The sequence below is a fragment of the Leucothrix mucor DSM 2157 genome, assembly GCF_000419525.1.
Lineage (GTDB): Bacteria > Pseudomonadota > Gammaproteobacteria > Thiotrichales > Thiotrichaceae > Leucothrix > Leucothrix mucor.
The window spans coordinates 1,312,792-1,334,533 of the sequence record NZ_ATTE01000001.1 but is presented as its reverse complement, the minus strand read 5'-3'; the positions used below and the strand labels follow the sequence as shown (position 1 = coordinate 1,334,533).

Here is a 21,742-nt window from a genome sequence, read left to right as displayed (position 1 = left end):
ATCAACCGCCTGCGCCGTTGTGCTATCGGCCTACCGTTAATTGCCCACCGCAACCGTCACCTGAATTGCGTTTGCACGATTCTGGCTATCCTTAATGGCATACCAAAAGCTATCGTTTCCGGAGTAATCCGCCTTTGGCACATACCGCAGTTTATTATCAACAATGGCAATCGTTCCACCATTAACCGAATACTCATTCACCTCAAGAAATGCCAAGCCATCTCCCGTGTCATTAGCCAGCGCATCAATGGTGACTGCGGTATTGACAGGCGTTGATACCGAGTCACTGATCGCCACCGGATAAGGCGCATCCACCGCAGCAGTCACCGTAATATTCACTTGCCCGTAAGTGCTGCGACCCAAGGTTTCGCTAAAGGTGTACCAAATATTATCGGGGCCAGTAAAACCTGCTTTAGGCGTGTAAACCAGCTTGCCATCAGCCAACGACACCGAGCCGCCATTTAATGACCAAGGATTAGGCTCGGATAACACCAACCCATTCCCAATATCATTCGCCAATACATCAAATGTGGCAGAGCTACCCGCAACGGCAGTCACATCATCAGGATTACCAACCGGTGCTGGGTTGTCATCCCCGCCACCCGGAGAGCCTGTCACGGTGATATTCACCTGACCATTATTCGTTCTGCCTAACGAATCACTAAACACATACCAAATATTATCCTCACCGGCGAATCCAGCTTTAGGGCTGTAAACCAGCTTGCCATCGACCAAGGATACATTCCCGCCTTTTAAGGACCAGGCATTTGGCTCGGCCAGTACCAAACCACTTCCAAGGTCATTAGCCAACACATCAATCGTTAGCGTTTCACCGGCTGCCACACTGACATTATCAGCACTACCCACAGGCAGCTGAGTAGTGTCGATGACTTCCGCCACACAGCCAAGCACCTCAACTTCGGCTAGCGATAGCACATCACTTTCATCGGCATTACCCGCGCCATTAGTCGACAGCAGCAAAGTGTCCGGGCTACGCACCAACTTGATATTACGGCCATCAACTGGCGCGCCCGTAATTGCAACCAGGTCCACCGTAATACTATTCGGGCTGTTGTTGCGGTTGTGGCGATTTTGGAAGTGAGATTTAAAGTTTGCCTGCTCACCGCTCGCATCAAGAATATAGACCGATATATCGCGCAAACGGGACTGTTCAATATCCCGATTATGCAAAACGATGGACTCGATTAGATAATCTTTATCCAACGCCAGCGACCAGCTTGCCGGTGTTTGTCCTGTTTCAGTATGGGTGAAGTTCGTGAAATCACCATCAATCGCCAATGCGGCAGGATAGCGATTGCCACCGAGGGTTGATGATTGGCTGGCAACACCTAAAGTAGCAATATTACTGCTACTAACACAGCGCCTTGGGCCTGCGGTCGCCTGTTGATCTGCTGCATCACTCGCCTGATCTCTTTCATCGCGATCGTATTCACCGTCTAAATCACGATCAATACCGATACGCACTTCACTGCCTGCGGGCACAGCGGTGTATACCAAATCATTGCCCGCTTCGGCCAAGGCTTGTAATTGCGCAGTGGTCAACACTTCAGACTCGCGATCAGATTGAAACTGGTTATTGCCAATGTAGGCATAGCCTCGGGATTCGCCCGCAATCACGCCTTTGGCAACGACACCAACCGACTCCGCATTTGCCATGCTAAACAGCTGGCTGAGCAACGAACTGTCTGCAGCACTCACCGAGCCTTTCAGCATTACCTGAGTCCCTACAGCGGCATGCGTATCCTTACTTTGATTACCTTCGTTCAAGCCTTCCGCCTCATACGGAAAACGACCGTTAAACGAGAGCATAAAGGCCATCATATCTGCCGATCGGCTTTCATTATGCGTTGAGTCAAAGCTTCCATCCTGTTGGAAACCAAAGCCGGAATTACTGGCCGTCGCATTATCAAACCAGAGCCCAAAGCGCTCATGGAAGTTACGCCACGTTGGCGGGCGCAACGCAATGCCCACGCCAAAGCCTTCATTAAATCGCAGCATATTGCCTCGCCCTGTATTTCCGGGGTGGCAATCTCGACAGCGGTCTTCAAACTCTTCGCTACCACGCGTGGCATTACCAACTCGGGACACAACGCCATGCGGCCCAGGGACTTTCACATCACTGGCATAGTTATTATCCAGCTTACGATAAGGATTTCCCGGAATATGAATAGAGTCTAAAAAGGTTTCAAACTCGGCTATTTTCTGATTATCCAGCGGCTCATCGTCGGACTGTAAAGAAACAAACGCCTCAGAAAAATGACCCATATCCGGCTTATCACCCGACCAATGCATGGAAGGATGACCAATAATATCTTGCAAAGTCATGGTCAGCAGCGGCCCTTTTACCGGCGGCTGATTTGCCTCAACAATGCCATTACCCGCACGATTAAAGCCACGCAAAGCTGTTGGCTCACCGGCAGGATTACCCAAGTCCCACGCTAAGCGGTCGGTACGGCCATCGATATGGCAAGACGCGCAGGAAGCATGCCCTAAGCCGGACGTTGCATGAGTATCATAAAGGTGCGCACGCCCTTTCTTAATGGACTCCGGCGTCGGATCAAAAAACGCAACCCGTGCCGTTTCAGTTTCATTACCAAGATTGATTGCCGAAATCGAGGCATCAAACTTGTTAAGCACAAAGGCACGGTTGCTGACCGCATCCACAACAATTCCCGTTGGCCCCTCGCCTACTTCGATACGTCCGGTGCGGTTGCCGTTGTCATCAATCACCACCACATTGTTTGACCCCATCCCTGTGATATAAGCACGATTTCCGGCGGCATTCCACGCAATGCCTCTGGGGTCACCCACCGACTGATTCCGCTGAGACTGGCCAATGGTACGAACCGAGTAATCAAGGTGAGGATTAAGATCCACAATGGTACTCTCGCCACCTGGTAAAAAGCGCGCCAGATTGACCCGAATAAAGGTGCCGTTGAGGTTTGGCTCCCAGCGAATTTCATTGGTTGCATCGGTACCAACCACCGTGACTTCACCAGAATCTGGGTTTACCCCAAGCGCCATATTCGCATTCATTAGGTGCGTCTGGTAGCTAACGGAAAGGCTATTAGCATTCACAATCGCGACATCACGATCGGGCAGATCCCAACCCCTGACTCGCCCGCCCCGGCTTCCACCCAGCCCCGATAAATCGCCCGAAATAAAACGTGACCAATCGCCATTATTGTCATCCATCCAGCGACCCTGATCATCCTTGCGCACGATCATGCTAGTCGGTGGTGGAGCTGGGATATTGGTATTGATCGGCGGGTTATATTCCGTGCCATTATTGGGCGGCAAATTGATACCACCGTATGGTCCTTCAGGACGCCGTACCAGATCGACTTCAAAGCTATTGGACTTGCCGCCAGTAACCACGGTTGTGCCATTACCTGATTCAAAGATCGCGACATAAACCTCGCTGCCATCCTTACTCACGGCCAGCGCTCTGGGGTCCTCACCATTGATAAAGATATTCTGCCGCGCAGCACCCAAATCCGATGGATTAAACACATTGAGCTGATTGGCCTGAGAGGCTGAAACAAAGGCCCGCTGCGGAGAACCTGCAAACACCACATCGGCAGGCTCGTCATCTGTTTTTAAAGTGGCAATCACTTTTCCCTGCGACAGACTCACCACGCTCACGGTATCGGAGACATGGTTGACCACCCAAACCTCATCGTCCGTTCTTGCGCGCACTGAAACAGGGTCTAAACCCACCGGAATACTGGCAACTTGGTTAACGCCACTCCCCGTAATATCAAACACCAATAGGCTATTATCGGGAGTATTCACCGCTAATAACTTGCTGCCATCCGGCGTGATATGCAGCGGATGGACATGGGGATTTTCCCAGTTTACAAAGCTCTCTTTAGGCCGCCCCCAAGGGTCTTCTGCATTCACAGCAGCGGTCATGAGTGAGAATGAACATAACAGACTGGTATTAATGATTATTTTTAGAAGTTTTTGAGGTCGGGTTTGCATATCGATCGTCCGGGTAGCTTGGAGAATTACAGGGGGTAATTAACCTTAACCAGAATACGACCGTGGAACTACTCGCTCCATCTTGTCAGCTTAACCGTTTATAAGGAAATGGGAGTTCCAGAGCAAATTCAATGGGTTAAAACTACGCAAAGCACATCAGGCAGCAGTGCGGTTTATTTCTTTTTTCGAATCGTGAGCAACTCAAACACAAGCGCGCCGACAACCGAACAGGTAACAACCAAGGTCGTGATCATTGGTACATGTGGCTCGCCCCAGACCAACATCGAAATGCCCCATCCGACCGCCGCTCCAAACACGAAGCCAATGACTGCACCGGGTAATAATAAAAAATCCATACATCCTCCTTGCTTGTATCAGTGTTGGGATTCAACTCCCGTTCAAGTTTTTTAAGCTAATGTTCTGAGTATAGATCTATTTTAACTGAAACTCATCGTGTCGTTAGACACCCTCTCTGCATTACCACATAAGAATGGAATGAGACTTTGAAAAACAACTATATTTTAGTCGACCTATAGAACGTTCAACCAACGAATCTCGATACCTTAAACGGACGCAACTTTAAGGTAATCGTTTTTGTTGGAGCCAATCAGGCAAAGCTGTCATTTGAACTGGCTGTAGCGATGCAAGCGCTGGGGAGTAATGCAGCGTACATAAAAATTGACGGCAATGGACCGAATGCACTGGATTTTCATATCGCATTTTATATGGGAAAGATCGCAGGGAAAGATAACAATGCCTACTTCCATATTATCTCTAAAGATACCGGTTTTGACCCGCTAATTAAGCACCTCAGAGATAGTAAGATTCTTGCCCAGCGGGTGGCTGATATAACAGAAATTGCTTCGCTTCAATCAGTTAGCCAGCAATCCCCTGAGGCTAGGATTAGCGCTGTTGTTGCCAAGTTGAAAGCGATGGGAGACAACAAGCCTCGCAAAGTTCAAGGGCTTGAAAACACTATAAATGCTCTCTTTTTCAAAAAGCTAAGCGAATCTGAGTTAACCAGCCTAATAAAAATAATGCACGCCAAAAAGCTAATTACTACTGATGGGGAGAAGATCATTTATAGGTGAAAATTGAACCTGAGGAACCCCTAAAATTCATTACAAACCTGACGAATCCAGCTTTTTACTTTCTAGCTCTATTCTTTCGTTTTCTGCCAGCTGTGCATACTTTTTATCCTCATAGCGAATTTCAATCGTAACATCGGTATATCCATCGCACTTTATTCTGGTCTAATGGAACCGGACCACACCTACCCTCAGGTGTTTGACCGACTCAAAGGCTTTGAACACCTAAAGTTACAGCCAAACACCATTGGATGTACCAACGAAACCTTTACTCACTAACGCCACAAATCTCAATGATGCATAGGATGTAAATCCGCACGCAATTCAAGAACTGTTGCTTACGCACACGTTCGTCAGGCATGGTATTAAATTCCCCACCGGGTCCACAGACAACACCTTCCATGCCAGCGGCGGCAAGATGCGCAGCGTCCGTACCAAAAAACGCAGCAGGAGCTATAGGGCCTGTCGGTTGAGCGTAGCCCATCACCGATTCAAATGCAGAGTTCAGAACCTTCACAATGCGTGAGTCACGATCTACCTCAAACGGTGGCATTCGCAAAGCATTCGGGGTTGGACCACCCACTCGAAGCGATGTTTGAAGTTTTGGGTATTCCAGCTTAAGCGCTTCCAACAACAATTCTAAGTCATTCGTAACGCTCTCAATGGTTTGACCTGGGGCATAGCGACATGAGCCTTTAAGTTTAGCTTGATCCGCTACTTGCGGTGGTCGCCATTCGTGATACTCACGTCCCAATCCTGCACGCATTGAGCCGACATGGCCTCGGTTTACAGCAATCTGATCCGGTGTTGTTGCACCCGAAAAAACCAGCCTGTTAATCCGTTGAGCAAGTACCGTTGCCGCTGCTAAGGCATCACACGCCTCTTCTCGTTTAGACAAATGACGAGTATCGCCCACTAGCTCAATATCAAACATCATTGAGCCTGCATGCATAGTGAGTGCTTGCAAGTCAGTTGGCTCACTATTAATAAAGTAATCTGCGCGAAGCCCTTGTTCGATGGCCCGAACCGTTCCTATACCAGCCTGAAGCTCGCCAACAACAAAACTAAGAACCACATCGCCTTTTAGCTTAATACCTGCTTTAAGAATGGTTTCAACGGCGCAGAAATAAGCGGCATCGCCTGCCTTCATGTTAGAAACGCCAATACCATAAATGAATTCGTCGTCGATCAGACCGGACCACGGGTCTACCGTCCAACCCTCTGTCGCTGGGTTTGTATCAAGGTGTCCGTTAAATAAAAGGCTAGCCCCACCACCAGTGCCTTTAAGGCGTCCAATCGCATTCACCCGATCGTCCACAACGGGTTGTAATTCACTGCTCATACCCAGTTGGGTCATGCGCTCGTGCATCACGCCTGCCAATAATCGCTCGCCTTCGGTTTCTGTATAACTCTTATGCTGCACCATAGAGGAAAGTAAATTTAAGCAGGAATCGACGTCGATATAATCGAAGATATCAGTTCCATTCATAGCGGTATTTCCTTAGTAATATTGAACTCATGTAAATTTCCAAACCGGTTCAATTTGTTCGAGGTCAGCAATTTCATGATGACACTTCAAAAGGTGGGATACTTCAGCAATCGACCTCATTGGAGGCGGTTGCTGATGGCAAATATCGCCAATGCGTCTAGGGCAACGGCTTTCAAAACCACATCCAGATAACAACGCGGTTCGTACTGGCAAACTGCCTTTAAGCCGCACTTGGCGTGTTTCGGTATTTGGATCAGGGCTACTGGCAGAAGACAAAAGCGCTTCTGTGTAGGGATGATAAGGCGCATGATCAAGTCCCGCGATTGAACGCGTTTCTATGATTTCGCCTAAATACATAACCGCCGTTCGATGAGCAATATGACGTAAGATCGCAAGATCATGGGTAATGAACAGTAACGCGACACCCGTCTCTTGCTGAATTTGACGCAATAGAGTGACGATCGCGGCCTGCACCGCCGCATCAAGCCCAGAGGTGATTTCATCACAAATAATGACTTTAGGGTCTGCGGCAATCGCACGAGCTATGGCAACTCGCTGCTTCTCACCACCCGATAATTGATGCGGGTAACGCTTACGGTAGTGTGCAGGTAAACGCACTTGCTCAAGCAGTTTTTGAATCGCTTCACTCCGTTGTCCACTAGCAATCTCAGGGCGGTAAAGCTTAATCGCCCGTGACAAGATAGTTTCTAGTGTGTGCCTGGGGTTCAACGAGCTATCAGGGTTCTGGAAAATGATTTGAACATCGGCACGATAAGCCGCATCCAAGGTTTTGATATCTCGTCCATTCAAACGTAACTCACCTTCAAATGGGTTTAGCCCAACCAGCGCACGGGCTAGGCTTGATTTACCACAGCCACTCTCTCCAACCAAACTGACCGTTTCGCCACGGTGAATTTTGAGGTCGATGTTATTAACAGCATGAACCTGCGTAGGCGCTTTTTTGAGTAATTGATCTAAAAGTGAGGTCCGACCTAACTTCACTGTTAGGTTTTTTACTTCTATAACAACGTCTGTTGCCGCCGGTAAAATATCCGATGCATTCACTAGTGTATCTTCAATGACAACATCGGGTCTGACACAAGCCAGTTTACGATCTCCTTGTACCTCTAAAAGCACACGAGATTGATCACAGATTGCTGAATCATACTTAGGACAACGATGAGAGAAATTACAACTAGGAACCTCGCCACGTCGTGGGGGTGGTGTGCCTTCGTCAATCCTAAGACCCCGTTTATTTCTAATATCTGAAGGTCTGGGTAGGCTGGCCAACAACAATTGAGTATAAGGATGCCGTGGATTAGCAAATAAATCCTCTACTGTCGCCACTTCTACAATTCTGCCACCATAAATCACAGCAACACGGTCTGCAACATCAGCAACAACGCCTAAGTCATGGCTGATAAACAGCCCGGCAACGCCGATTTTTTTCTGCATTTCAGCAAACAAATCCAACATGTTCACAGCTGTTGTGGCGTCTAGTGCTGAGGTTGGCTCATCAAACAGAATTAAATCCGGGTCGGAAGAAATAGCCATGGCTAAAACAACGCGCTGTTTTTCACCACCAGATACTTCATGCGGATACTTTTGCGCCATCAAGCTAGGATCAGGCAAACCAACAAGCTCAAATAACTCATACACGCGTTTAAGTGCATCCTGTTTACTGACTGTTTGATGCGCCTGCAGCGTCTCCACGACATGATCACCCAGCGATTGAGTCGGGTCCAATGCTGTTGCGGCATTTTGGAAAACCATGGAGATCTGCTTTCCACGGCGCTGCATTAGCTCCTCTTCATTCATGGCCCTTAGGTCTTCACCTTTTAACCACATAGTGCCTGTTTCTGACTCTACCTGTCCCGGTAAATCACGCATCACAGAATACGCAAGGGAAGACTTAGCAGAGCCACTCTCACCAACCAGCCCCAACACTTCACCTTTGGCAATTTGGAGGTTGATGTTTTCAAGGATACGTATCGGACCTGACTGCGTTTGATAAGTCAGACTATAATCTTTTATGTCTAATACCATTGTCTGCGTCATAGTTTTATTCCTGTGAATGAGGGTTCAACACATCACGCAAACCATCCCCAAGAAGATTGAATGCAATGGCCACCAGTGCGATGGAAATACCGGGAGCGAGAATTGGCCAAGGGCTACGGAACATGTGTTCGCGCGCATCAGCAATCATTAAGCCCCACTCAGGAGAAGGTGGTTGAGCGCCTAATCCTAAGAAAGACAAAGTTGCCAGTGTCATAATGGCAAAGGCCACACGAATGGTCGCTTCAACGATGACGGGGGCTACCATGTTCGGCAAAATTTCTGCAAAAATGATCCACAATTTACCTTCCCCACGAGCACGTGCTGCAGAGACATAATCAAGCTCACGCACGGCTAATGTGGTGGAGCGTGAAATCCGTGCCATACCCGGCGCAAACGCAATACCAATGGCAATCACAGCATTCAGGCTTGATGAGCCAAGCACCGTTAATATCATCAGTGCCAGTAGTAAACCGGGAATCGCCATGATGGCATCAATGGTTCGCATGATAAGTTCATCAACCCATCCGCCAACAAAGCCAGAAAAAATACCGATCAAGGCACCAGACGCAGTCCCTATAAACGTTGCTAGTATCGCCAGCAGAACCGTAGAGCGAGCACCGACTAAAACCCGGCTGAACAAATCACGTCCAAACCAGTCGGTACCAAACAGAAACTCAGCCGATGGTGGCTCAAAGCGAGCGCCAAAGTTAAAGCTTTCAGGGTCTTGTGGCGCGAGCAATGGGCCAAATACAGAGATCAACAATAACAAGAAAACCAGTACCGTACCCACCGCACCTTGTGGGCTACGCATTAACGCGCGAAGTGTTTTTATTAAAAAGAGCATCAGTATTTAATCCTTTTATCAAGGGCACCATATGCCAAGTCAGCTAGCAAATTGGCGATAGCATAAGAAGCCGCCATGATAAGCGCACCGGCTTGTATCATCGGCAAATCGCGATTTTGTATGGCTAATATCAACTGTCGACCCACACCGGGAAAAGCAAACACCTCTTCCACCACAATGACGCCACCTATTAAATAACCCACATCCAAGGCGATCACGGTGATGGCTGGTAACATCGAGTTGCGAAGCGCATGACGAAACAATACACGTCGTTTAGAGAGTCCCCGTAAGCGACCCGCCCGAATGAAATCCATCTCCAGCGTGTCTGCCATTTCAGAGCGAATCATTCGACTAATATGCGCCGTTAATACAATCGTCAAGGTCATTACAGGGAGCGCGATATGATGCAATCCTCCCCAGAAATCTTCTGAGAAAGGGACATAACCGGAGGCAGGAAAAAGCCCAACAGACGGGCTTGCCAGCCACACTAATAACAACGTCGCCAACACAAATTCTGGCATGCTGACGCCGATGTAAGAGACTAAAGAAACCCCAAGATCTGTTTTTTTACCGCGACGAGCCGCGGCTAAAACACCCAGTGGAATCGCGATAATACAAACCAGTACCAGTGATATGACCGCCAAAATGGCTGATCGTCCAAACGCTTCCAGAATCGTCGGCCCAACAGGCTGACTAGTACGCAGGGAGATACCAAAATCCCCCTGTACCACATTCCCCAACCAACGCAGGTATTGAACGATCGCTGGGTCATTGAGCCCCAGCTTATTGTTTAATATAGCCAAAGATTCATCCGTGGCATATTCACCAAGGATCATTGTCGCTGCGTTAGCTGGCAAAAGCTGCGTGACGCTGAACACAATCAGAGAGACCAACAAAGCGGTAAACACTAAATAGATGAGTCGTTTTATTACATAAGAAATAGTCATGTTCAGACGCCCCGTACTTTAGCTTTTTGCGGGAGCGTTAGCGCCAACCCAAACTTTATGGAATGCAAAACTCGCGCCGCGTGGGTGCTGTTCATAGCCATTCACGTAATCTGCTTTTGCGCCAAGAATATCGAAGAAGCATGGGATCAATGCGGGGACTTCTTTTTGCATCAATGCCTGAGCGTTGGCATAAAGCTCCATACGTTTTTCTGGGTCAGTTGTTTCATCCGCAAGTCGTACGTATTCATCGAAGGTTTTATTGTTCCATTTCGTTTCATTCCACGAAGCGCCGGAGGTAAATAGCAAATTAAATGACATACCTTCGGTTGGCATCATGTTGTAGAAACCAACATAGAATTTGCCTTTTTTCCAAACCTGATCAAGGTAAGTCGAGTGATCCATTGTCTTCACATTGATATTAAAGCCACCAGGCTTCGCCATCTCGCGCAGTACAACCGCCATTGTCGAGCGATAGCCAGGCTTTACGGATGCAATCAACTCAAGCTCCAAGCCGTCTGGATAGCCTGCTTCGGCCAATAGCGCTTTCGCTTTCTTTGGATCATAAGATTTATGCGGTGCATCAGCGTAATAACGGTAAGCCGCATTAATTGGACTATCGTTACCCGCTGTCCCATACCCATCAGCAACCAATTCAATCATGGCTTCGCGATCGACACAGTAAGACAACGCTTCGCGGACCAAAATATTATCGAAAGGCGCAACGGTTGTGTCCATCACCACATCAAGGAAACGTCCTGACGGTGTGCGCAGTCCGCTCACGCCAGCAGAGCCATCAATGCGTGCAAAGTCAGTAGACTGCACGTCATGAATCATGTCGATTTCGCCTGCCAATAGTGCCGCCGTAGAGCCTGCTGCATCAGGGAATGTTTTGACTTCGACTTGATTCAAATACGGTAAGCCCTCAACAAAATACTCAGGATTCTTCACCAAAATCGCAATTTCATCGACTCGAAACTCTTTTAATCTAAATGGGCCAGAGCCAACAGGTACTTGCGCAAGGCTGTCAAAATCCGTTGCGATAATGTCAGCAGGAACCACCTTGGCCGTTGGGTAAGTCAGCGCAACAGGTAAGTCAGCAAAAGGCGTTTCAGTGGTGATAATCACGGTGTAATCGCCGTCCGCCTCGACTAGCTTGATAGGTCCAAGGTTACGTCGACCGGGTGCACCGGTTTTTGGATCAAGTAGTTTCTGAAGTGAGGCAACCACATCTTTTGATGTCAATGCTTGACCGTTGGAGAATTTTACACCTTGGCGCAAGGTAAAACGCCATTGCGTCGCATCATCATTAGATGACCAGTCTGTTGCCAAATCTGGCTGTGCCGTCATATCAGTGCCTAGTGATGTCAGGCCAGAATAAAGCATTTCAGACATCATATATTCTGCGGCTGCACGCGCCAACATCGGGTTCAAAACCCCAGGGGTAATATTCACACTTAATCTCAGTGTGTTATCCGCTCTCATTGCTGCTACTGATACACCCGATATGCCGCAAGTTAAAGCAACAGCTGCGCTAGCCGCTGATAGTTTAAGCATTTGTCGTCTATTTAGTTGATGTTTCATGGCTTTTGATGCTCCTGATCTGTCAAAGTTGGTCTTATTTCATTGATTTTTAACCAAAATCCGCACTGAAAAACAATGCGATCGATAGTGCTAAACCCAGTAGGTCTTCTTTCGTCGTAAACTCATCAGCAGCATGAACATTGCGGTCTGGTCGCGATAGACCACCCAGCATGATTTCACGATACTTACCACCCGCTTGCTGTATCCAACCGAAGTCTGATGATGTTGTTGATCCAAACGCCACGAACTCATCCAGTGGCACGTTATAACCAGCAGACATGGCCGCAGTCCAACGGGGGGACAGGACACCCTGTGTGTTTTCTACAGGAGGTAAATGCCCTACTTCAGACATAGTCCACCCAATAAGATTTGAATCCTTAACCGCAGCCGCTACGCAAGCTTCTATCTCCGAGCGAACGGCTATGACATTTTCTTCCGGTGCATAGCGCCGATTGATGACTACCTGACAAGTACCGGGAAGTGCAGATCCTTTCTCTCCGCCATGAATGGCTGTGATATTGAGCAAAGCATGCAACGGCTCGGTTGCTCCCGGCGGCGCTGGCATAGCAGACGTGCGTTGTTCGACGGTCGATTTCAGCTTCGTGAGGGCATTCAAGACGGGTAAAGCTTGTTCAATAGCATTGATGCCTAGTTCGGGGCGACCTGAGTGCGCCGCTTTACCTTCAAATTCAAATGAGAAGTCTAAGGATCCAAAGCTACCAGCCCATATACGCGGGGTCGCAGAGCCGTTTAGGTTGATAATGGTATCACTGACAAGATTTTGTTCGGCTAGGTAGCGAATCCCCGGATAAACACCGCCTTCTTCGTCAGTGCAAAATGCCAGTACCGGTTGATATTTAAATGAATGACCCGCTGCACGTAATGCTTCAAGACCTGCTAAAGCTGCTGCGATTGCACCTTTCATATCGGCAGCACCGCGTGCATATACTTTGTTACCTTCGCACGTCATTTGAAAAGCGGGTTTTGTCCAACCATCGCCAACAGGTGCGGTGTCCACATGGAAGTAAATAGTGACTTCAGGGGAGCCCGCCGGGGCTAAATCTGGACGCACAATTAAATTCGTTCGCGCACCATGGCTGCCGGGTACTTTCCACAAGGCTTCAGGAACATCAACTCGGGTTTGAGTTCCACCAAATTGCGCTGTCATCTGTTCAAGCAGTGTCGCCATTTCTGGATAACTCGATCCCGGAGGAAAAGAACTATCTAACGCAACAAGCTCACTTAGCATGTTCAGCAAAGCATCTTCATCAAGATTTATGTTTAGTCTTTTCATTCCTATATAAGAATGAAATATCATGTTTTTTGCAAGCCATATTTTTTGATACACAGAAAAATACAAAATAAACTATTGATTTATAATGATTAATATTTTTTATTTTTCATTTTTTGAAATGTAACAAATATTGTTACGACACATTTTTAAAATTAACTATATAATTAAACGAGGATGTTTAAAAAATATGATATCAAAGGTAGGTCTTAAGATGAGTGACAGCATTGGACGCACATTAGCTACAACGCCATTGTACGAACAGGTTAAGGATCGGGTAATGCAGCTTATCCTAGATGGCACGTGGCCTGAGGGGCATATTCTTCCCGCAGAGACAGAACTAGCTCGACAGTTGGGTGTTTCTTATGGAACGGCTCGTCAGGCCTTACAGATCCTCACGAAGCAAGGTGTACTGCTACGAAAGCCTCGCATTGGTACTGTTGTGACAGGCCGCACCCCCCTCCACACACTCGATCGTTTTTACAAATACTACCGACTGCATAATATCAACAACGAATTAATCAACACCCAGACCATTACTAAATCCGTAGAAGTACGGCCAGCAACAGATGACGAGAGGCACCACTTGCGTCTCGATGAGAAAAGCAATGTTATTTCCTTGCTTCGGGTGCGCTTACACAACCATTCACCCGTTATGATTGACCATATCGCTATCCCCGAACACCTTGTTCCGAATTTTCCAACTACGCCAGATGAGGTTCCAGCCTTACTATTGAACAACTTACGTGACGAATATCGTTTACGCATTAGCGCAGTACGCGAAACATTAAAAGCGGACATTGCCAACACAGAAGACATCGCCTTATTGAACCTAAGCGATGCAGACATACCGACCGCAGTATTGGTTATCAACGACATTTGTTTTGATAGTAAAAACCAAGCATTACTGACTGCCAGCCATCGTGCATTATCTGATAATTATCACTATATCAACGAAGTTCGATAAGCAACTCAGTCAAAAAAGCCCCAATTTCATAAGAAATTGGGGCTTTTAATTACTCATGCCGCAACGCCTCAATCGGATCTAAGCGTGCCGCCCTACTCGCCGGTACATACCCAAAGACCACCCCAATGCCCGCCGAAAATATAAACGACAGCAGGTTAATTTGCAGATTAAACTCATAAGGCAAGCCCATCACATTCGACAGTACGATAGAGGCAATCGTCGCCAGAATAATCCCGATCACACCGCCCAAGGTCGATAGCGCCACGGCCTCAATCAAAAACTGCAACAGCACTTCCCGCTCCAGCGCGCCAATCGCCAAACGAATACCAATCTCACGAATCCGCTCGGTCACCGAGACCAGCATAATATTCATAATCCCGATACCGCCTACCAGCAAGCTCACCGAGGCCACTGCCGCCAGCAGCATGGTCATCACTTCGGTCGTCCCCGACATGGCATCGGCAATTTGCCGCGTATCGAGCACATTAAAATTGTCTTCTTCCTCGTTGGTTAAGCGTCTGCGCTCACGCATGAGTGAGGTCAGTTCGCTTTGAACTCGGCTGATATCGTCCTCTTCAGTCACCGAGATTTGAATAGAGCTAACGTCCTGACTTCCGGTCAACCGACGTTGCACCGTTCTCAGTGGCATGACGACGGTATCATCCTGATCACCGCCCATGGAAGATTGCCCTTTGCTGTCCAGCCAGCCAATAATTTCACAGGTAAAGTTCTTTACCCGCAGGCTTTCGCCCAGTGGCTGCGAGGTGCCATACAGCTCGCGACGAATCGTCTCGCCCAACATGCAGACCGACGCACCGGTACTCACTTCCTCGTCGGTAAATTGGCGGCCACTGGCTAAAGTCCAGCTGCCAGCCACAAAGTAATCATTGGTGGCGCCCACAATGCTGGTGGACCAGTTATTGGCCCCCGCAACCACTGTCGCACTGGTAGAGACCTGGGGCGCAACGGCGGAGAGCCCGGTGATCAACTCGCTAATCGCTTCCGAGTCCGTTACCGTAAATGATGGCGAACTGCTGCGACCACTACCTGGGCCTCGACGACTTTGACCGGGGCGCAGCATCAGCAAGTTGCTCCCTAAGCTCGCGACCTGATTCTTAACCGCCTGTGTGGCCCCATTACCCACGGTGACCATGGTAATCACCGCCGACACTCCAATTACGATGCCAATAATGGTTAAAAATGAGCGCAGTAAATTCCGTCTGATTTCGCCAAAGGCCAGTAAAAAGCTATTCCATAACATGGTTAAATCTCCCGTAGCCGTTTGTCGCTATCGACCTTACCATCCACAAAGTGAATGATGCGCTTGGCGAATTCCGCCATATCCGGCTCGTGGGTCACCATCATGACGGTGATCCCACGCTCGGTATTTAATCGATTCAGCAATTCCATAATCTCGATACTACGTTGAGTGTCTAAGTTACCGGTCGGCTCATCGGCCAGCAAAATGGTTGGGTTAGTAACAATGGCACGCGCAATCGCGACCCGTTGTTGCTGCCCTCCGGACAGCTCTGCCGAGGTATGATGCCCCCACTCCGCCAAACCAACCAACTTCAAGGCTTCCTGCGCGGCAATGCGGCGCTTGCTGGCACTTTCGCCCCGATACAGCAGCGGCAATTCCACATTTTCCTGAGCGCTGGTCCGTGCCAATAAATTGAAGCCCTGAAACACAAAGCCCATGTAATAACGGCGCAGCAAGGCCCGTTGGTTACGGTCTAAGGATTCAACCACTGCATCGCGAAACATATAGTTCCCCGTAGTCGCCTGATCCAAACAACCAATGATATTCATCACGGTCGATTTACCGGAGCCACTTGGCCCCATCACTGCTAAAAAGTCGCCTTCGTCAATGCGCAGGTCGACGCCCTTCAGTGCCTGAAACCGTGCCGTCCCTTTACCATAAGCTTTGGTGACATTGGTGAATTCAATCAGTCGGGTCATGATGCACCACCTGTACTTTGGGTGATGACTTCCATGCCTTCGGTCAAATCGCCCGAGACAATTTCGGTGTACTTGCCGTCGGTAATACCCGTGACCACTCTAATCGGGCGTGGCTCGCCATCTTCCAATACCCAAATCCGTTGCTCACCCGAGGTCGCTGGCGTTGGTGTGTTATTAGTTTGTTGCTTTCTTGGTGTACGGTTGCCGCCGCGTGGGCTTGGCATCAGCTTAGAGAGAAAACTGCCACTGTCTTTACTGGCTGCCTCTCGACTACTGGCATCTCTATTGCCTCTTTCAGCACCCGCTGGACGATTGCCTCCGCCTGCTCTTGTGCCACCACCGGCATTCGGAGGGGTGAAGCGCAGCGCCGTATTGGGAACGCGTAAGCTGTCTTTTCTGGACTGTGTTTCAATGCTCGCGGTAGCCGTCATGCCCAAGCGCAGCGATAAGTCCTTATTATCCACCGCCAAAAAGGTGAGGTAGGAGATAACATTCTCAGACGTATCCGCCGCTAAACTCACTCGCGTGGTATTGGCGTCATATTTGCGACCAGGCCATGCATCGACGGTAAAGGTCGCCGCAAGGCCGGCTTTCACCTGCCCCACATCCGCCTCATCAACACTCACCTGCAGCTCCATCTTCGAAAGATCTTCCGCAATGGTAAACAAGGTTGGCGCGGATAATGAGGAAGCCACCGTTTGCCCCGCCTCAATCGAACGTGACAACACAACGCCATCAATCGGTGCCTTGATAATGGCTTTGCTCAGATTAGTCTCTGCCGAACGCAAAGTTGCTTTTGCCTGAATCACATTCGCTTCAGCTGATTTCAGCGCAGCCTCTGCGGTGATTTTGGCCGCAGTCATTGAACTATCATTCGCACGTGTTCCGTCAAGGTCAGCGCGCGCAGAGGAGACTCCCGCCGTTGCACTATCGGCACTCGCCATAGCAGAGGATAACGCCGCTTGTGCCCGCTCCCAGCTTGCTTTGGCTGCATCCAAATCGCTACGTGAAGGAATCTTCCCGCCACTTTTTTGATACAACTGCTGTAAACGGTCGTAGTTAGCACGTGCCTCATCGGTCGTGCTACGGGCCTGCAATATCTGAGCCGTGGCCTGCGCTTGGCTGGCTTGCACTTGCAGAATCGATGCCTGTGATTTTTGAATACTGGATTGAGACTGCCTGATGCCCGCATCCGCTTGCGTAATCTTGGCTTTGGCCTGTGTAATCTCAGATTCTGCTGAGACGAGCGCCGCCTTAGCTTTGGTAATGGTATCTTCAAGTTGATCGGTATTTAAACGCGCTAATACCTGCCCTTTAGTCACCTGATCATTGGCCTCAACCAGCACCTCGGCCACCGTTCCGGAAAGCTCAGTACCAATCTGAACATCGTTTAATGGCTCCAGGTTTCCGGTGGCCAGCACTGTGACGCTAATATCCGCACGGCTCACAGGCTGGGTGGTATAGCTCACATCCTTATTACCCTGCGCGCTGCCCGTGCCCATAAAGAACCAGTAATACGAGCCCGCCGCAATGAGAATAACCAGCAGCAACCACCACTTTGCTTTACCGCTGCCCTTTTTATGCTCGCCACCTTGGTTTAAGACTTCGGTAACCGAAGCGGCTGAATTATCAATTGAATCCGTCATAATAGTCCCCTTACCACGCGCCGCCGATGGCTTTGTAAACGCTAATCACTGCTTGTGCGAATTCCGCTTTAGCGGCTGACAAGCTCTGTTCTGCACTCAATGTCGTGCTTTGTGCGGTTAACACACTGGTAAAATCATCTTCACCCGACTCGTAACTCAGCTGGCTTAGCTTTTCATTGCTACGCGCCAGTTGCAGGTTATTCACCAGAATAGGCTCTTGCTGGCGCAGTGATTGCAGGTCGGATAAGGCATCAGCAATATCATTAATCGCGCTTCGAATCGCCTTATCATAATTGGCCAATGCCACCTGCTCAGAGGACTGCTGAATTACCACTTGCTGGCGTAATTTACCGCCGTTAAATAGCGGTGCAGTGATCGATGCGATCAGCGATTTAGCAATCTCAGCCGGATCGATTAAGTCGGACAACGACAGGCTACTCAGCCCCAAAGAACCACTTAGCGATAAGCTCGGGTACAGCGCTGTTTGCGAGATACTGACCCGCAAGCTAGACGCCAACACGCCATACTCCGCCATCCGAATATCCGGACGCTGGCGAATCATGTCCGCAGGAATATTATTGAGCAGGCTAAAGGAAACACTTGGGATTGAGCCACCGCCCGAAACACGCTTAGTAATCTCCTCAGCACTTAACCCAGTCAAGGCAACCAGAGCGGCTTGTGATTGATTAATACTGTTTTGCTGCGCTGGAATTTTGGCTTTGGTTTGCCCCAAACTCAGGCTTGCCTGGTCGACCGCAAGGCCAGTGGCTAAGCCTGCTTGCTGTTTGAGTGAGACCAATTTGAAGGTTTCTTCTTGCTTGCTTAAGCCCTGCTGAGAAATTGCCAAGCTGGCCTGCCCTGAGCGCAGCAATACATAAGTGGTTGCTACCTCTGCTGCCAAAGCCGCTTTCACATCTTCGAGATTGGCTTGTGCTGACTGCATTTCATAGCCGGTCGCATCGCGCTCCATGCCATTCGCACCAAAAATATCTGCTTCCCAACTTGCGCCTATGCCCAAACTGTAGCTATCACCGGAATTATTTCTGGAAGCTGAGGCGGAGCTATTCACGGTCGGTAATAAACTAGCACCGGCAATGCTATTTTTAGCGCGGGCGCTTTGTAAGCTGGCTTGCGCACTGCGAATATTGGGGTGGGCTTGCAACGCAATCTGAATGAGCGAGGTCATCTGCGGGTCGTTAAAACGCTGCCACCACTCTGCACTTATGGCTGGGCGATTGACGTTGATTACCGGAGTGGCCGCATTGGCTGAGGTGATGGCACTCGCGCCATTGCTACTGCCAGCCTTCCACGGTAAGTTGTCCTGCATCGTAGAGAGTGAGGTACACCCAGTCAGTAGCATAATACTGACCGAGACCCCGACAATGCGGTGATTCACTGGTCTTTTTGTTTTCATTGTTGCACCCTTTTCGTATATCGCTAGTGTTATTGGTAGCGTTTATCTTCCTCCTAAAAGGGATAAGGTAGTGAAAAGGGGCTGCAAAGGTATTGTAAAGATGATTGAAAATTGAGTATTGCAATATGCGACAATTTGAACGGTACTCAGTGAACTGCCTAAGGCTCAATGCCCTAAGAGCTAATTTTTCAGGTCATAAAACAGCCCGCCTTAATTGCTAAGCGCGGGCTTTTGATAAACCGTTTTAAGCGTTGACTCGCTTTAAGGCTGAAGCTACACCACGATCAATGGCTCACCCTTAACCAACACGCCAATCTTCCGCGCCTGATAACCCGCTGCCTGCAACTGCGCCAGTTTCTCATCCGCACTAGTCGCACTCACCGCCGCCAGCAAGCCACCCGCCGTTTGCGGATCAAATAACAAGGTCACTTTGGCACTCTCAGGTTCAGCAATATCCATCTGCACAGACACTCTAAAATTATCCGGATACAACGTCGAACGCACGCCCTGCTCCGCCAATTCTTCAGCGCCATCCAATACCGGAATCGCCGCTAAGTCCAGCTCAGCCCCACAGCCCGATGCTTCACAAATACCCATCAAGTGCCCCGCCAAACCAAAGCCCGTGACATCGGTCATTGCGTGCGCATCTTGCAAAATCGCCGCAGCCGCCGCCTGATCCATCTTCATACCATTTAACGCCGAAACCGCATCTTCACCGCGCGCTTTCATAGTCATTTCAGCGGCCAATAAGGTACCAGTACCGATCGGTTTAGTCAGGATCAACACGTCACCCGCTTGACCACCCGATAATTGAATCGGCTCACGCTCACAGATGCCGGTAATGGTAAATCCAATCGTCAGCTCAGTGCCTAGTGAGGTATGCCCGCCGACAATCTCTGCACCTTGCGCCATAAACACTTCCGACGCCGCTGTCATGATTTCAGTCAGATAACGTTCCTGCATATCCGCCGACATGCGTGGCAGGATAATGGTTGAGAGAACCGTTTGAGCCTGTGCGCCCATTGCCCAGATATCGCCCAAGGCATGAACCGCAGCAATCCGCGCCTGTAGTGCAACATCTTCAGTAAAGGCACGTAAATGGTCGGTGGTAATCACCTGATACTGATCGCCATAACACATAATCGCAGCATCATCACCGGGTCGGGATAACACATCATCACGCTCGGCATGTGGCAAGCGTTTCAATACCGCCGACAGCACATCACGCCCGACTTTCGCACCGCAACCACCACACATGGGCTTGCCATCGGCCAGCACATCCATCACACCTAAGGCCAGCTCTGTGGGGAGCTTCTCAACCTTCATCGCAGGATATTCATAGAACTTCGCCATGAATTTCTGATCGATAATATTTTTCCAGCGCCATAGCGCATTGCCCGAAATGACATAGCCAAACTTCTCCGCCAAGGCAGTCTGGCTGCCTAACGAAATCAGTTTCAGATAATCCTTTTGGGGACGGAATGGTTGTAGCTGCTTGCCACTCAGCACCGCTTTCAGGTTATGCCACAGCACTGGCGCTTCACGCACGGCAAACACGCCGGCTTTGGGTCGGGGATGACCGAGCAAATGCGCACAGTCCCCTGCCGCAAAAATCGCATGATCACTGGAGCGTAACACCTCATCCACCACAATATAGCCATCATGCAGCTCAAGCCCGAGCTTCGCGAGCCAGCCATAAGGGCGAGCACCGGCAGCGCCCAATGTAAACTCAGAGGCAATCGACTTGCCACTTTCCAGCTTGATGCTATCAGCGGTGATCTCAACCACTTTGCTATCGGGGAGTAAAGTCACCTTATAGTCAGCCAGTCGCTCCAGTAACTTCGCCTTGGCGCGAGGCGCAACGCCACCCAAAATCTCACCCGAATCAATCAGGCTCATATTGGCCGTCACATTGCGAGTGCGTAGCGCATGCATCATCGCCAGCGTCACTTCAACACCGGCCACACCGCCACCGATCACGGCTAAGTCAGTTGTGCCTTGTACTTGATTTAAATAACGCGGCCAGTGTTCACTCAGTACATCCAATGGCTTCACGGCAACTGCGTGCTCATTAAAACCTGGAATCTCGCCCATCTCAGAATGAATACCCACATCCACCGAAGCAATGTCATACGCAATCGACTCACGACCGCTGACATGAATCAGCTTGGCTTCGCGGTCAATACCGGTGGCCTTCGCCATGATCACCCGCGCACCGGCAAAACGTGCCAGTCGCACCAGATCAATATCCAGCTCATCGCGCGAATAATGCCCGGCAACAAAGCCCGGCAACATGCCGCTGTAAGGCGCTGTTGGCCCCGGATTAATCACGGTCAGCCGTGCGCCCGGCAAAGGAGACATGCCCCATTTGCGCAATACTAATGCATGCGTATGTCCGCCGCCGATTAAAACCACGTCGCGGGTTAAAGGTATTTGTTGATTCATGAGGCGCA

14 protein-coding genes and 1 pseudogene are annotated in these 21,742 nt (G+C 49.5%); 2 read left to right on the top strand and 13 right to left on the bottom strand.

The window, feature by feature from the left end; all coding sequences use genetic code 11:
• Positions 1 to 36 precede the first annotated feature (36 nt).
• Together LEUMU_RS0105910 and LEUMU_RS0105905 are read right to left on the bottom strand one after the other, a co-directional pair.
• A complete protein-coding gene (locus tag LEUMU_RS0105910; RefSeq protein ID WP_022951354.1) occupies positions 37 to 4,005 on the bottom strand; it encodes an Ig-like domain-containing protein in 3,969 nt (1,322 codons plus the stop codon).
• Positions 4,006 to 4,178: 173 nt separating this feature from the next.
• Positions 4,179 to 4,361 carry a hypothetical protein gene (locus LEUMU_RS0105905; RefSeq protein WP_022951353.1) on the bottom strand — a complete coding sequence of 61 codons (183 nt, stop codon included), beginning with the start codon at positions 4,359 to 4,361 and terminating at the stop codon, positions 4,179 to 4,181.
• A 192-nt stretch (positions 4,362 to 4,553) separates the two neighbouring features.
• Here LEUMU_RS0105905 and LEUMU_RS24905 point away from each other — a divergent pair.
• Positions 4,554 to 5,096 (top strand): annotated as a pseudogene (locus LEUMU_RS24905) (PIN domain-containing protein); the annotation flags it as partial.
• A 265-nt stretch (positions 5,097 to 5,361) separates the two neighbouring features.
• Here the strand turns inward: LEUMU_RS24905 and LEUMU_RS0105895 are convergent.
• The 6 genes from LEUMU_RS0105895 to LEUMU_RS0105870 are packed head-to-tail and all read right to left on the bottom strand — an operon-like array spanning position 5,362 to position 13,201.
• Positions 5,362 to 6,582 carry a M20 family metallopeptidase gene (locus LEUMU_RS0105895; RefSeq protein WP_022951352.1) on the bottom strand — a complete coding sequence of 407 codons (1,221 nt, stop codon included), beginning with the start codon at positions 6,580 to 6,582 and terminating at the stop codon, positions 5,362 to 5,364.
• Between the two features lie 27 nt (positions 6,583 to 6,609).
• On the bottom strand, positions 6,610 to 8,640 hold the full coding sequence (locus LEUMU_RS24900; protein ID WP_022951351.1) for a dipeptide ABC transporter ATP-binding protein: 2,031 nt from the start codon (positions 8,638 to 8,640) through the stop codon (positions 6,610 to 6,612).
• A gap of 4 nt (positions 8,641 to 8,644) precedes the next feature.
• A complete protein-coding gene (locus tag LEUMU_RS0105885) occupies positions 8,645 to 9,484 on the bottom strand; it encodes an ABC transporter permease (protein WP_022951350.1) in 840 nt (279 codons plus the stop codon).
• The gene (locus LEUMU_RS0105880) at positions 9,484 to 10,431 is read right to left on the bottom strand and encodes an ABC transporter permease (protein ID WP_022951349.1); all 948 of its coding nucleotides are present in this window, start codon (positions 10,429 to 10,431) and stop codon (positions 9,484 to 9,486) included. The genes LEUMU_RS0105885 and LEUMU_RS0105880 overlap by 1 nt, the downstream gene beginning before the upstream one ends.
• A gap of 18 nt (positions 10,432 to 10,449) precedes the next feature.
• Positions 10,450 to 12,012, bottom strand: coding sequence for an ABC transporter substrate-binding protein (locus tag LEUMU_RS0105875; protein WP_022951348.1), 1,563 nt, complete (start codon positions 12,010 to 12,012; stop codon positions 10,450 to 10,452).
• A gap of 49 nt (positions 12,013 to 12,061) precedes the next feature.
• Complete coding sequence (locus LEUMU_RS0105870) at positions 12,062 to 13,201, bottom strand: M20 family metallopeptidase (protein ID WP_211223017.1); 1,140 nt, start codon at positions 13,199 to 13,201, stop codon at positions 12,062 to 12,064.
• A 316-nt stretch (positions 13,202 to 13,517) separates the two neighbouring features.
• Here LEUMU_RS0105870 and LEUMU_RS0105865 point away from each other — a divergent pair, with 316 nt between their 5' ends.
• Positions 13,518 to 14,270 (top strand): GntR family transcriptional regulator, encoded by a 753-nt coding sequence (locus tag LEUMU_RS0105865; protein ID WP_022951346.1) that lies wholly within the window; start codon positions 13,518 to 13,520, stop codon positions 14,268 to 14,270.
• A 49-nt stretch (positions 14,271 to 14,319) separates the two neighbouring features.
• Here LEUMU_RS0105865 and LEUMU_RS0105860 read toward each other — a convergent pair whose 3' ends face one another.
• The 5 genes from LEUMU_RS0105860 to selD all read right to left on the bottom strand — a co-directional run bounded on the left by LEUMU_RS0105860 (position 14,320) and on the right by selD (position 21,734).
• Positions 14,320 to 15,531, bottom strand: coding sequence for an ABC transporter permease (locus tag LEUMU_RS0105860; protein WP_022951345.1), 1,212 nt, complete (start codon positions 15,529 to 15,531; stop codon positions 14,320 to 14,322).
• Between the two features lie 2 nt (positions 15,532 to 15,533).
• Positions 15,534 to 16,229 (bottom strand): ABC transporter ATP-binding protein, encoded by a 696-nt coding sequence (locus LEUMU_RS0105855; RefSeq protein ID WP_022951344.1) that lies wholly within the window; start codon positions 16,227 to 16,229, stop codon positions 15,534 to 15,536.
• Positions 16,226 to 17,875, bottom strand: coding sequence for an efflux RND transporter periplasmic adaptor subunit (locus LEUMU_RS0105850; protein WP_022951343.1), 1,650 nt, complete (start codon positions 17,873 to 17,875; stop codon positions 16,226 to 16,228). Before LEUMU_RS0105850 ends, LEUMU_RS0105855 begins: the two co-directional genes overlap by 4 nt.
• 10 nt (positions 17,876 to 17,885) lie before the next feature.
• On the bottom strand, positions 17,886 to 19,289 hold the full coding sequence (locus tag LEUMU_RS0105845; RefSeq protein ID WP_022951342.1) for an efflux transporter outer membrane subunit: 1,404 nt from the start codon (positions 19,287 to 19,289) through the stop codon (positions 17,886 to 17,888).
• A 273-nt stretch (positions 19,290 to 19,562) separates the two neighbouring features.
• A complete protein-coding gene (selD, locus tag LEUMU_RS0105840; protein WP_022951341.1) occupies positions 19,563 to 21,734 on the bottom strand; it encodes a selenide, water dikinase SelD in 2,172 nt (723 codons plus the stop codon).
• Between the last annotated feature and the right edge of the window lie 8 nt (positions 21,735 to 21,742).

What these genes read in the sequence shown, in the direction of transcription:
- LEUMU_RS0105865 (WP_022951346.1), top strand. Translation starts at nt 13,518, where the DNA reads ATGAGTGACAGCATTGGACGCACATTAGCTACAACGCCATTGTACGAA.
- selD (WP_022951341.1), bottom strand. Translation starts at nt 21,734, where the DNA reads ATGAATCAACAAATACCTTTAACCCGCGACGTGGTTTTAATCGGCGGC.
- LEUMU_RS24900 (WP_022951351.1), bottom strand. Translation starts at nt 8,640, where the DNA reads ATGACGCAGACAATGGTATTAGACATAAAAGATTATAGTCTGACTTAT.
- LEUMU_RS0105875 (WP_022951348.1), bottom strand. Translation starts at nt 12,012, where the DNA reads ATGAAACATCAACTAAATAGACGACAAATGCTTAAACTATCAGCGGCT.
- LEUMU_RS0105855 (WP_022951344.1), bottom strand. Translation starts at nt 16,229, where the DNA reads ATGACCCGACTGATTGAATTCACCAATGTCACCAAAGCTTATGGTAAA.
- LEUMU_RS0105910 (WP_022951354.1), bottom strand. Translation starts at nt 4,005, where the DNA reads ATGCAAACCCGACCTCAAAAACTTCTAAAAATAATCATTAATACCAGT.
- LEUMU_RS0105860 (WP_022951345.1), bottom strand. Translation starts at nt 15,531, where the DNA reads ATGTTATGGAATAGCTTTTTACTGGCCTTTGGCGAAATCAGACGGAAT.
- LEUMU_RS0105880 (WP_022951349.1), bottom strand. Translation starts at nt 10,431, where the DNA reads ATGACTATTTCTTATGTAATAAAACGACTCATCTATTTAGTGTTTACC.
- LEUMU_RS0105905 (WP_022951353.1), bottom strand. Translation starts at nt 4,361, where the DNA reads ATGGATTTTTTATTATTACCCGGTGCAGTCATTGGCTTCGTGTTTGGA.
- LEUMU_RS0105895 (WP_022951352.1), bottom strand. Translation starts at nt 6,582, where the DNA reads ATGAATGGAACTGATATCTTCGATTATATCGACGTCGATTCCTGCTTA.
- LEUMU_RS0105870 (WP_211223017.1), bottom strand. Translation starts at nt 13,201, where the DNA reads ATGGCGACACTGCTTGAACAGATGACAGCGCAATTTGGTGGAACTCAA.
- LEUMU_RS0105885 (WP_022951350.1), bottom strand. Translation starts at nt 9,484, where the DNA reads ATGCTCTTTTTAATAAAAACACTTCGCGCGTTAATGCGTAGCCCACAA.
- LEUMU_RS0105850 (WP_022951343.1), bottom strand. Translation starts at nt 17,875, where the DNA reads ATGACGGATTCAATTGATAATTCAGCCGCTTCGGTTACCGAAGTCTTA.
- LEUMU_RS0105845 (WP_022951342.1), bottom strand. Translation starts at nt 19,289, where the DNA reads ATGAAAACAAAAAGACCAGTGAATCACCGCATTGTCGGGGTCTCGGTC.